General features: G+C 39.5%; 7 protein-coding genes. All 7 read left to right on the plus strand.

All coding sequences use genetic code 11. The features are described from left to right. Nucleotides 1-195 precede the first annotated feature (195 nt). Nucleotides 196-8,679, plus strand: coding sequence for a glycoside hydrolase family 70 protein (locus C5L21_RS09595; RefSeq protein WP_133286058.1), 8,484 nt, complete (start codon nucleotides 196-198; stop codon nucleotides 8,677-8,679). 110 nt (nucleotides 8,680-8,789) lie between these two features. After that, nucleotides 8,790-9,308, plus strand: a complete 519-nt coding sequence (rimM, locus tag C5L21_RS03860; RefSeq protein WP_099044620.1) for a ribosome maturation factor RimM — start codon at nucleotides 8,790-8,792, stop codon at nucleotides 9,306-9,308. Beyond that, nucleotides 9,308-10,033: a tRNA (guanosine(37)-N1)-methyltransferase TrmD gene (gene trmD, locus C5L21_RS03865; RefSeq protein WP_133286059.1), complete on the plus strand. Its 726-nt coding sequence runs from the start codon at nucleotides 9,308-9,310 to the stop codon at nucleotides 10,031-10,033. Before rimM ends, trmD begins: the two co-directional genes overlap by 1 nt. 269 nt (nucleotides 10,034-10,302) lie before the next feature. Beyond that, a complete protein-coding gene (locus C5L21_RS03870; protein WP_133286060.1) occupies nucleotides 10,303-11,070 on the plus strand; it encodes a tyrosine-protein phosphatase in 768 nt (255 codons plus the stop codon). 25 nt (nucleotides 11,071-11,095) lie between these two features. After that, nucleotides 11,096-11,989: a YveK family protein gene (locus tag C5L21_RS03875; protein WP_133286061.1), complete on the plus strand. Its 894-nt coding sequence runs from the start codon at nucleotides 11,096-11,098 to the stop codon at nucleotides 11,987-11,989. A gap of 16 nt (nucleotides 11,990-12,005) precedes the next feature. Beyond that, nucleotides 12,006-12,770: a CpsD/CapB family tyrosine-protein kinase gene (locus C5L21_RS03880; protein WP_133286062.1), complete on the plus strand. Its 765-nt coding sequence runs from the start codon at nucleotides 12,006-12,008 to the stop codon at nucleotides 12,768-12,770. 28 nt (nucleotides 12,771-12,798) lie between these two features. Beyond that, entirely contained in the window at nucleotides 12,799-13,425 is a 627-nt protein-coding gene (locus tag C5L21_RS03885; protein WP_133286063.1) for a sugar transferase, read from the plus strand. Nucleotides 13,426-13,460: the final 35 nt, after the last annotated feature.

The raw sequence follows: 13,460 nt of genomic DNA on the forward strand, positions 1-13,460 counted from the left end.
TAATTATTATCATGGAACAATCAATATTTTATTTATATTCACTATTGAATATCCTTTTTTGCATAAATCTCTAGAGCCGATTTTTTGGGTTATACAATGAATTGGTAAAGGTTAATCATTTTTACAAAACCATGGTGGTTTTTTATTTTTTCTAAAATTACCGAACTAGAGGAAGAGAAAAGGAGCAATAGTTGTATGAGAGACATGAGGGTAATTTGTGACCGTAAAAAATTGTACAAATCGGGCAAAGTACTAGTAACAGCCGGTATTTTTGCTTTGATGATGTTTGGCGTCACAACTGCTAGTGTTAGTGCAAATACGATTGCAGTTGACACGAATCATAGCCGTACTTCAGCACAGATTAATAAGAGTGCCGTTGATAAGGTTAATGATGACAAGACTACTTTAGGAGCGGCAAAAGTAGTGGCAGTAGCCACAACGCCAGCGACACCGGTAGCAGATAAAACAGTAAGTGCACCCGCAGCAGATAAGGCAGTAGATACAACGTCATCAACGACACCTGCAACAGATAAGGCAGCAGATACAACGCCAACGACACCCGCAGCAGATAAGGCAGTAGATACAACGCCAACGACACCTGCAGCAGATAAGACAGTAGATACAACGTCATCAACGACACCTGCAACGGATAAGGCAGTAGATACAACGCCAGCCACACCTGCAGCAGATAAGCCAGCAAATACGACGCCAGCGACACCTGCAACGGACAAGTCAGTAGATACAACGCCAGCGACGCCGGTAGCAAATAAAGCAGCAGACACGAGTAGTATTCATGATCAACCGTTAGATACAAATGTGCCAACTGATAAATCAGCAAACCTCGTCTCGACAACACAAAAAAGTACGGATAATCAACAAGTTAAGTCTACAGAAACATCTCATCTTCAAGAAATCAACGGTAAAACCTATTTTCTTGATGACAATGGTCAAGTTAAAAAGAACTTCACCGCTATTATTGACGGTAAAGTTCTATACTTTGATAAAACATCCGGCGAATTGACCGCAAATGCACCGCAAGTTACTAAGGGATTAGTAAATATTGATAATGCACATAACGCGGCTCATGATCTCACAGCTGATAACTTCACAAATGTCGATGGTTACTTAACAGCTAACAGTTGGTATCGTCCTAAGGACATCTTAAAAAACGGAACGACCTGGACACCAACAACAGCAGAAGATTTTCGACCATTGCTCATGTCTTGGTGGCCGGATAAGAATACGCAGGTAGCTTATCTACAATATATGCAATCAGTTGGCATGCTACCTGACAATGTTAAAATATCAAATGATGATAATATGAGCACATTGACTGATGCTGCTATGACTGTTCAAAAGAATATCGAATCGCGAATTGGTGTATCTGGAAAAACTGATTGGCTCAAGCAAGATATGAACAAACTGATTGATTCACAGGCAAATTGGAATATTGATAGTGAATCAAAGGGTAATGATCATTTACAGGGCGGGGCATTGTTATATGTGAATGATGACAAAACACCTAACGCGAACTCAGATTACCGTCTGTTAAACCGTACACCAACCAACCAAACCGGCCAAATTACTGATCCAAGTAAACAAGGTGGATATGAGATGTTATTAGCTAATGATGTTGATAATTCTAACCCTGTTGTACAAGCTGAGCAATTGAACTGGCTTCACTACATGATGAACATTGGTACTATAGCTCAGAACGACCCAACAGCTAATTTTGACGGTTATCGTGTTGATGCGGTTGATAACGTTGATGCCGATCTCTTACAAATTGCTGGTGATTACTTTAAAGCTGCATACGGTACTGGTAAAACTGAGGCAAACGCAAACAATCATATTTCGATCTTGGAAGATTGGGATAATAATGATTCTGCGTACATTAAAGCCCACGGGAACAACCAATTGACAATGGATTTTCCAGCACACTTGGCTTTGAAATACGCCTTGAACATGCCTCTTGCCGCACAAAGTGGCCTAGAACCGCTAATTAATACAAGTCTTGTTAAGCGTGGGAAAGATGCCACAGAAAATGAAGCACAACCAAACTATGCCTTTATCCGTGCCCATGATAGTGAAGTGCAGACAGTTATTGCACAAATTATTAAGGATAAAATTAACACAAAATCAGACGGCTTAACTGTAACACCAGATGAGATTAAGCAAGCTTTCACTATTTACAACGCCGATGAATTAAAAGCAGATAAGGAATATACAGCATACAATATTCCTGCTTCTTACGCTGTATTGTTGACAAACAAGGATACTGTGCCACGTGTTTATTATGGTGATCTATTTTCTGATGATGGACAGTATATGTCACAGAAGTCACCATACTATGACGCCATTACGTCACTTTTGAAAAGCCGTATCAAATATGTTGCTGGTGGTCAAAGTATGAATATGACGTACTTGCATGAGTGCTTTGATCCAGCAAAAAATGAGACAAAGCCACAAGGTGTCTTAACATCAGTACGTTACGGTAAAGGTGCGATGACAGCTGACGATTTGGGTAATAGTGACACACGTCAACAAGGTATTGGTTTGGTGATTAATAATAAGCCATTCTTGAATTTAAATGATGATGAACAAATTGTGCTCAATATGGGTGCTGCTCACAAAAATCAAGCTTACCGACCACTTATGTTGACAACAAAATCTGGTCTTCAAATTTACGATAAGGACGCCGGAGCGCCAGTTGTTTATACTAACGATGCTGGTCAACTTATTTTTAAGTCAGATATGGTCTATGGTGTCAGCAATCCACAGGTATCTGGTTATTTTGCTGCATGGGTACCAGTCGGTGCGAGTGATAGTCAAGATGCTAGAACACAAAGCAGCCAGTCAGAAACTAAGGATGGCGATGTCTATCATTCAAATGCTGCGCTTGATTCTAATGTGATTTATGAAGGCTTCTCGAATTTCCAAGCAATGCCTGAAAAGAATGATGACTTCACCAACGTAAAAATTGCTCAAAATGCTAAATTGTTTAAAGATTTAGGGATTACAAGCTTTGAATTAGCACCGCAATATCGTTCAAGTACAGATAATAGTTTTTTGGATTCGGTTATCCAAAACGGCTATGCCTTTACTGATCGATATGATGTTGGCTATAATACGCCAACAAAATATGGTACAGTTGATCAACTTCTAGATAGTCTAAGAGCATTACACGCACAAGGTATTCAGGCTATTAATGACTGGGTACCTGATCAAATTTATAATTTACCTGGCGAACAAATCGTCACCGCAGTTCGTACAAATGGTTCAGGTAAGTACGATTATGATTCAGTGATTAATAACACGCTCTATGATTCACGAACAGTTGGGGGCGGCGAATACCAAGAAAAGTTTGGTGGCCTGTTCTTAGACCAGTTGAAAAAAGATTATCCTAGCTTGTTTGAAACTAAGCAGATATCAACGAATCAGCCGATGAATCCGGATGTTAAAATTAAAGAATGGTCTGCAAAGTACTTTAATGGTTCAAACATTCAAGGTCGTGGCGCTTGGTATGTACTTAAAGACTGGGCAACAAATCAATATTTCAATGTGTCTAGTGATAATGGATTCTTGCCTAAACAGTTACTGGGTGAAAAAACAAGCACCGGCTTTATAACAGAAAATGGTAAGACTTCTTTCTACTCAACAAGTGGTTATCAAGCTAAAGATACCTTTATTCAAGATGGAACAAATTGGTATTACTTTGATAATGCAGGCTATATGTTGACAGGTAAACAAAATATCCACGATAAAAATTATTATTTCTTACCTAATGGTGTGGAACTTCAAGATGCTTACCTTTTTGATGGTAATCAAGAATTTTACTATAATAAAGCTGGGGAACAAGTTATGAACCAGTATTATCAAGATAGTCAAAATCAATGGCATTATTTCTTTGAAAATGGTCGCATGGCAATTGGCCTGACAGAAGTTCCGAACGCTGATGGCACCCATGTTACACAATATTTTGATGCTAATGGTGTCCAAATTAAAGGCACAGCTATAAAAGATCAGAATAATCAATTACGCTATTTTGATGAGGCCACAGGTAATATGGTGGTTAATTCATGGGGACAGTTAGCAGATAAGTCTTGGCTTTACCTTAATGCACAAGGCGTTGCTGTGACTGGTAACCAAAAAATTGATGGTGAAGAGTACTACTTCAATGCTGATGGTAAGCAAGTTAAAGGCAATGCAATCATCGATAATAATGGTGATCAACGTTATTATGATGGTGATAAGGGTGTCATGGTAGTTAATTCATGGGGTGAGTTGCCAGATGGCTCATGGTTATATTTGAATGACAAAGGTATTGCTGTAACAGGCCGTCAAGTCATTAATAATCAAGTTAATTTCTTTGGTAATGATGGTAAGCAAATCAAAGATGCCTTTAAATTATTATCCGATGGTTCATGGGTGTATTTGGATGATAAGGGCCTGATAACAACTGGAGCCAAAGTTATCAATGGTCTAAATATGTTTTTTGATAAAGACGGTCATCAAATCAAAGGTGATGCCAGCACGGATGCCAATGGTAAGCGCCATTATTATGACAAAAATGATGGTCATCTTGTCACAAATTCATGGGGTGAGTTGCCAGATGGTTCATGGTTATATCTAGATGAACAAGGTGATGCTGTTACTGGTCAACGTGTGATTGATGGCAAGACACGCTATTTTGATGAAGATGGCAAACAAATTAAAAATAGCCTAAAAGCGCTGGCCAATGGCGATAAGATTTATCTTGATGGTGATGGGGTTGCTGCAACAGGCTTACAACATGTGGGCGATAAAATCATGTATTTTGATGAAGATGGCAAACAAGTTGTTGGCAAGTTTGTATCAGCAAAAGATGGTTCATGGTATTACTTAAATCAGGATGGTGTTGCCGCAGTTGGTCCAAGCAGCATTAATGGACAATCACTTTACTTTGATCAAGATGGTAAACAAGTTAAATATAATGAAGTTCGTAATAGTGATGGGACAACCAACTATTACACAGGATTAACGGGTGAAAAGTTAACGCAAGACTTCGGTGAACTGCCAGATGGTTCATGGATTTATCTTGATGCGCAAGGTCATACAGTAACTGGCGCACAAATCATTAACGGTCAAAATCTTTACTTTAAGGCTGACGGCCAGCAAGTTAAAGGTCATGCTTATACTGACCAATTAGGTCATATGCGTTTTTATGATCCTGATTCAGGTGATATGTTGAGTAATCGCTTTGAACAAATCACACCTGGTGTATGGGCTTACTTTGGTGCTGATGGTGTGGCCATAACTGGACAACATGACATAAATGGTCAGAAGCTATTCTTTGATGAGACAGGATATCAAGTTAAAGGTTCGCAACGTACAATAGATGGTACGTTATACAGCTTCGATTCTCAAACTGGTAACCAAAAACGCGTACAGACAACATTGTTGCCACAAGCAGGTCACTATATCACGAAAAATGGTAACGATTGGCAGTATGATACCAATGGTGAACTAGCGAAGGGTCTGCGTCAAGATAGCAATGGTAAGTTACGTTACTTTGATTTGACAACCGGCATACAAGCGAAAGGTCAATTTGTTACAATTGGTCAAGAAACTTATTACTTTAGTAAAGATCACGGGGATGCGCAGTTATTGCCAATGGTCACTGAAGGGCATTACGGTACAATAACACTCAAGCAAGGTCAAGACACCAAAACAGCCTGGGTTTACCGTGATCAAAATAATACTATTTTGAAGGGATTGCAAAATATCAATGGCACGTTGCAATTCTTTGATCCATATACAGGGGAACAACTTAAGGGTGGCGTAGCAAAGTATGACGACAAGCTCTTTTACTTTGAATCAGGTAAAGGTAATCTTGTTAGCACCGTAGCAGGTGACTATCAGGATGGTCATTACATTGCCCAAGATGACCAAACACGTTACGCAGATAAGCAAAATCAGTTTGTAAAGGGACTTGTTACTGTTAATGGGGCATTACAATACTTTGATAACGCTACTGGTAACCAAATAAAAAATCAACAAGTTATTGTTGATGGCAAGACGTACTATTTTGACGATAAAGGCAATGGTGAATACTTATTCACTAATACATTAGATATGTCTACTAATGCTTTTTCTGCCAAAAATGTTGCATTCAATCATGACAGTAGCAGTTTCGACCATACTGTTGATGGCTTCTTGACGGCAGATACTTGGTATCGACCAAAGTCAATTTTGGCTAATGGGACAACTTGGCGTGATTCGACTGATAAGGATATGCGACCATTAATCACTGTTTGGTGGCCAAATAAGAATGTTCAAGTCAACTATCTCAATTTCATGAAAGCAAATGGCTTGTTGACAACAGCAGCACAATACACACTACATTCAGATCAATATGATTTGAACCAAGCTGCACAAGATGTTCAAGTGGCCATTGAAAAGCGCATTGCGTCAGAGCATGGCACAGAATGGTTACAGAAATTGTTGTTTGAATCACAAAATAATAACCCATCATTTGTGAAGCAACAATTCATTTGGAATAAGGATTCTGAATATCATGGTGGTGGTGATGCCTGGTTCCAAGGTGGTTATCTGAAGTATGGCAATAACCCACTCACACCAACAACTAATTCTGATTATCGTCAACCTGGTAATGCATTTGATTTCTTGCTAGCCAACGACGTGGATAATTCTAATCCTGTTGTGCAAGCTGAAAACTTAAACTGGTTACATTACTTAATGAACTTTGGCACAATCACTGCGGGTCAAGATGACGCTAATTTTGATAGTATTCGTATTGACGCTGTCGACTTTATTCATAATGATACAATCCAACGTACTTATGATTATCTTCGTGATGCTTATCAAGTGCAACAAAGTGAAGCCAAAGCAAACCAGCACATTTCATTGGTTGAAGCTGGCTTAGACGCTGGTACATCAACGATTCATAATGATGCGTTAATTGAGTCAAACCTCCGTGAAGCAGCGACATTGTCGTTAACAAATGAACCTGGTAAAAATAAACCATTGACGAATATGCTACAAGACGTTGACGGTGGTACGCTTATCGCCGACCATACGCAGAATAGTACAGAAAATCAGGCGACACCAAACTATTCAATTATTCACGCGCACGATAAAGGTGTGCAAGAAAAAGTCGGTGCAGCCATTACTGATGCTACTGGTGCTGATTGGACGAACTTTACAGATGAACAGTTAAAAGCCGGATTAGAGCTATTCTATAAGGATCAGCGCGCAACAAACAAAAAGTATAATAGTTATAACATACCAAGTATTTATGCCCTGATGTTGACAAACAAAGATACTGTTCCTCGTATGTATTATGGGGATATGTATCAAGATGACGGACAGTATATGGCAAACAAGAGTATCTACTATGATGCCTTAGTGTCATTAATGACGGCTCGTAAAAGCTATGTCAGCGGTGGTCAAACTATGAGTGTTGACAATCATGGTTTGTTGAAGAGTGTCCGTTTTGGAAAAGATGCGATGACAGCTAATGATTTAGGTACATCAGCTACGCGTACTGAGGGTCTTGGTGTCATTATTGGTAATGATCCAAAGTTGCAACTTAATGATTCGGATAAAGTGACACTGGATATGGGTGCCGCACATAAAAATCAAAAGTATCGCGCAGTTATCTTAACAACACGTGATGGTTTGGCAACCTTTAATTCAGATCAAGCACCAACAGCTTGGACAAACGATCAAGGAACGTTAACATTCTCAAATCAAGAGATTAACGGGCAAGACAATACACAAATTCGTGGTGTTGCTAATCCGCAAGTTTCTGGTTATCTAGCTGTTTGGGTGCCTGTGGGTGCATCAGACAATCAAGATGCCCGTACAGCAGCAACGACAACAGAAAACCATGATGGTAAAGTATTACACTCGAATGCGGCATTAGATTCTAACCTTATTTATGAAGGTTTCTCTAACTTCCAACCTAAGGCAACAACGCATGATGAACTTACGAACGTTGTAATTGCTAAAAATGCCGATGTCTTCAATAATTGGGGTATTACGAGTTTTGAAATGGCACCACAGTACCGTTCAAGTGGGGACCACACATTCTTGGATTCAACGATTGATAATGGTTATGCCTTCACTGATCGCTATGACTTAGGTTTCAATACACCAACGAAGTATGGCACTGATGGTGATTTGCGTGCAGCGATTCAAGCGCTACATCATGCTAATATGCAAGTTATGGCTGACGTTGTTGATAACCAGGTCTATAACTTACCTGGTAAAGAAGTTGTTTCAGCCACACGAGCAGGTGTTTATGGTAATGACGACGCCACGGGCTTTGGAACGCAACTCTATGTGACTAACTCCGTTGGTGGTGGTCAATACCAAGAGAAATATGCTGGACAATACTTAGAAGCTCTGAAAGCAAAGTATCCAGACCTCTTTGAGGGTAAGGCCTATGATTATTGGTATAAGAACTATGCAAATGATGGGTCAAATCCTTACTATACATTGTCACACGGTGACCGTGAATCTATCCCAGCAGATGTTGCTATTAAGCAATGGTCAGCTAAGTATATGAACGGCACGAACGTTTTGGGCAATGGTATGGGTTATGTTTTGAAGGATTGGCATAATGGTCAATATTTCAAGCTTGATGGTGATAAATCAACATTACCTCAAATTTAATTTATTTTGATAGGGAACGATTATCTTATCAAATTGTAGTGACAAAAGTCGCAGATATTGAATCCAATATCTGCGACTTTTCGTCTGTAAAGCTATGCTATAATAACGTTATGACAAAAGAAAATTATTTTAAAGTTGGCACAATTGTCAACACCCACGGTATTCGTGGCGAAGTGAAGATTATGGCCATTACTGATTTTGCCGCCGATCGTTTTAAAAAAGGTGCAGCATTACAAATTGAAACCAAGCAAGGCTTTGTGCCAGTGACTGTACAATCGTCACGTTTACACAAAAATATGTGGTTGGTATTATTTGAAGGCGTCACAAATATTAACGAGATTGAAAAATATAAAACCAACGACATCTACGTATATGGCGAAACGCGTGAAGCACTTGGTGATGATGAATATTATTACGATGAAATTATTGATAGTCGTGTTGTGAGTCTGACTGGTGAAGCAATCGGTGTTGTGTCTGAAATTATGACAACAGGGGCCAATGATGTTTGGGTCGTTAAACGGCAAGGTCAGTCAGATGCGCTTATTCCTATGATTGATGATGTTGTCAAGTCAGTTGATGTGGACAATAAGCTGATTACCATTGATGTGTTGGAAGGATTGTTAGATTAATGCGTATTGATGTTTTAAGTCTATTCCCAGATATGTTTACGCCCTTAAAGCAATCTATATTGGGTAAAGCGATTGACAAGGGGGCATTAGATTTTCATGTCACTGATTTTCGTGACTACACTGAAAACAAGCATAATAATGTCGATGATTATCCATTTGGTGGTGGGGCAGGCATGTTGCTCATGGCGCAACCTATCTTTGATGCCATGGCTGCGGTAGAAAAAGCGGCCGGTGATAAAGGTCACGTTGTCTTGCTGGATCCTGCTGGGCGTAAATTTGACCATCATGTTGCCGAAGAATTAGCACAGAAATCGCATCTCACTTTTATTGCCGGACATTATGAGGGCTATGATGAGCGTATTCGTGAACTAGTCGATGATGAAATTTCGCTTGGTGATTATGTATTGACTGGCGGTGAGCTTGGCGCAATGGTGATTATTGATGCGACAGCGCGCTTTTTGCCAGATGTTTTAGGCAATCAAGTGAGTGCTGAAGAGGACTCATTTCAAGATAATTTACTTGAATTTCCACAGTATACTCGGCCCGCAGATTTCCGTGGGCGTAAGGTGCCGGATGTTTTAATGAGTGGCAATCATGCTAAAATTGCTGAGTGGCGTTTAAAGGAGTCCTTGCGCCGGACATGGCAGAGACGACCAGACTTGCTAGAAAACCGTGTTCTTACACAGACAGAATGCGATTTGCTCGATGATGTCAAGAATGAGTAAGCTGAGCTAATAAGCATTGACAAAATTCTTATATTACAGAACGTTAACGAACAATTAATATTGTTCGTTTTTTATTTTGTGATTATTTTCTCATATATGTTCAATGATGATTAACGTTAAGCAATTTGTTATATTACAATTACTGTTATGAATGTGTCATTTCTGTAACAAAAATGAAATTAATGAGTGTTAAGGTATTTATATACATATATTATTAAATCATTATTCGCATGAATAATTCATCATGTGAAAGGGAGATTGGAAGCGGGATGATTGATTTACATAGCCATCTACTACCGGGAATAGATGATGGTTCTCAATCAATGCAGGCATCCCTTCAGCTAGCGCGTGACGCAGTTGAAGAGGGTGTTGAAGCAGCATTGATGACACCACACCATATGAACGGTCAGTTTGTGAACCACAAGCGTGATGTCGTTGCCTTAACGACAAAGTTTCAAATGGCACTTGAACAAGAAAAAATACCACTGCAAGTTTTTCCATCGCAGGAAGTACGCATTAATGGTGAGTTGTTGACAGCGTTGGATCAGGACGACATTCTGTTTGCCGATGAAAGTAACCGGTACCTGTTACTTGAATTCCCGGATGATGATGTACCGACATACAGTGCCGATATGATTTTTAATATCATGCAACGGGGCATTATCGTCCAAATTGCCCATCCAGAGCGAAACGTGAAAATTATGTCGCAACCAGATATCTTATATCAACTTATTGAGAAAGGTGCTGTTGCCCAGATAACAGCTAGTTCTTATGTTGGTGCCTTTGGTAAAAAGGTGCAAAAGTTTGCGGAGACAATTATTGCCCATCATTTAGGGCATGTTTTTGTTTCGGATGCCCACGATTTACCAAACCGTACGTACCACATGGCAACGGCTATGATGAAGCTTGAACAGCAGATGGGGGCAGATTATCAACAGATGTTTGCTGAGAATGCTGAGGCGATACTAGATGGCAATCCGGTAGCACGGTTGATACCTGAAAAAATTGTCAAACGCCGTTTTTTTAATGGATTTTAAATACATAATAAAGGATTAATAAATAATGAATAACGTACTTGAGTTACGACAACTATGGGACATTATCCGTAAGCATTTTTTTGCCATTTTTTTTATGGCGTTAATTGGTGCCGGTATTGGCTATGGTATTGCTAAGTTTTTAATCGCGCCCACTTACAGTGCATCAACGAGCATGCTAGTTAACCGATCGACAGATAATACAACGGGAAATGCTAATTTATCTGATCAACAAGCTGATGTGCAAATCATCAATACATATAAAAATTTAGTCATTTCAAGTAATGTGCTGGGAGACGTTGCTGATAAATTAAAGCAACCCAAAACTGAGGTGGTTCAACCAGCTAAACCAGCCGTTTACGAGACTTTAGCTGACGGCACACGCCGCTTAGTGTCGCCTGAACAAAAAGAAATCACAAAAACATCTTCACAACAGACCTATGATTTCACTGTTGACCAATTAAAGAAGATGGTCTCAATTTCTAATCAACAAAACTCACAGGTATTTGCTATTAATGTGACGTCAAAAGATCCAAAACAGGCAGCACTTGTCGCTAATACTGTTGCTGATTCTTTTAAAGCCAAAATTGGTGGCTTTATGAAGATTAACAACGTGTCGATTATTGATTCAGCCAAAATAAACAATAAACCTGTTGGACCAAAAATACAGATATTCATGTTAGCCGGATTAATTATTTTAGGCGGCTTGGCCTTCCTAGTTTCCTTGGTTCGCGAATTATCTGATACGACAATCAAATCGCCTGATGCAGTTTCACAGCTATTTGGCTTTACCAATCTTGGTGTCGTTAGTCATATTAAAGGCATGAAGCATTTTGATATGGCACCAACAGTTCAAAGTATGTCAGATGATGGCAAAGCAATGCATTCACGTTCACGGCTCAGTCGTTTGAACAAGGATTAATAGGGGAGAACAGACAATGGCCTTTTTTAAGAAAAACAAAGCACTAGGTGATGGGTTATCTGCCGAAACAATGACTAAAGGTGCCAGACTGATTGCGGCTGCTGAACCTAAAAACCCAGTTTCAGAGCAATTTAGAACGTTACGGACGAATATTGATTTTGCCTCAGTTGCCAAGGGAAATGTCAAGACACTGCTCGTTTCCTCTGCTTTACCTTCAGAAGGAAAATCAACAATTACGGCAAACCTAGCCGTTGTTTACGCGCAACAAGGAAAGCGTGTCTTGTTAGTTGATGCAGATTTGCGACGTCCAACAGGCGCAATCACTTTCGATGTGACTGATAATCACGGGTTAACGAATTATCTTGCGGATGTTCATAGTGAACTTGGTTCGATTATTCATCATACACGTATGGATACGTTAGACGTGATTACTTCAGGTCCAGTACCACCTAATCCAGCTGAATTGCTAGCGTCAGCGCGTATGACGACGTTAATTACGCAACTAAGAGATCATTATGATTTGGTGATTTTTGATGTCCCACCATTCTTGATGGTAACTGATGCACAGGTATTGATGAGCAGAATGGATGGTGTTGGCATTGTTGTCAGTGGTGGTAAAACAACCAAAGGTGCGTTACAGCGGACATCTGAAATTCTGAAAATCGCCGAAGCACCGGTAGTAGGCTTCATTTATAATGATCAGAATCAGAAGAAAAAAACTGGGAGTGGCTACGGCTATGGCTACGGCTATGGTTATGGTTATGGAGAGAGCAAGGCTTAAGCGATAATTGGGAGATGGGAGAAATCTATTGTTTTATAGAAAAGTTGTTAAACGATTGCTTGATTTATTGCTAGCAATCCCAATGTTAATCATATTATTGATTCCATTAATCATTGTTGGCATTATTATTAAACTGACTTCGGAAGGCCCAGTTCTATTCATTCAGGAACGTTACGGCAGAAATTCGAAGCCTTTTGCGTTGTACAAATTTCGTTCAATGACTAACAAGGCACCAGTCAAAGCAAACTCAGAGTTTGAAGACATCACAAGTTATGTGACGCCTTTTGGTATGTTTATTCGAAAAACATCAGTAGATGAATTACCGCAGTTGTGGAACATTATTAAAGGTGACATGAGTTTTATTGGTCCTCGTCCATTGGCTGAGACTGATAAAAAAGTGTTGCTTTTGCGAAAGCAGAATGGTGCCGATCAAGTATTACCAGGTATTTCAGGATTAGCACAAGTCAACGGGCGAAATAATCTTTCTGATGAAGATAAGGCGGCTTATGATGCTAAATATGCAGCACACTTAAGTTTTAGAGTAGATATGTTATTGACTTTGGAAACGATTGTATCTGTGTTGAAGCGTGATGGTGTGTTTAAAGAAACAGTGATTGACGATAATAAGTCAGATAAAGATATGGGTGAGGCATGATGAAGTAAGTATTGATGTTAGCAGCAAAGGCTAAT

The sequence above is a fragment of the Leuconostoc citreum genome, assembly GCF_004354555.1.
GTDB classification, from domain to species: Bacteria; Bacillota; Bacilli; order Lactobacillales; family Lactobacillaceae; genus Leuconostoc; species Leuconostoc citreum.

Bases quoted from the DNA above. Each gene is read 5' to 3' on its own strand.
- C5L21_RS03880 (WP_133286062.1), top strand. From the start codon at position 12,006: ATGGCCTTTTTTAAGAAAAACAAAGCACTAGGTGATGGGTTATCTGCC.
- rimM (WP_099044620.1), top strand. From the start codon at position 8,790: ATGACAAAAGAAAATTATTTTAAAGTTGGCACAATTGTCAACACCCAC.
- C5L21_RS03875 (WP_133286061.1), top strand. From the start codon at position 11,096: ATGAATAACGTACTTGAGTTACGACAACTATGGGACATTATCCGTAAG.
- trmD (WP_133286059.1), top strand. From the start codon at position 9,308: ATGCGTATTGATGTTTTAAGTCTATTCCCAGATATGTTTACGCCCTTA.
- C5L21_RS03870 (WP_133286060.1), top strand. From the start codon at position 10,303: ATGATTGATTTACATAGCCATCTACTACCGGGAATAGATGATGGTTCT.
- C5L21_RS09595 (WP_133286058.1), top strand. From the start codon at position 196: ATGAGAGACATGAGGGTAATTTGTGACCGTAAAAAATTGTACAAATCG.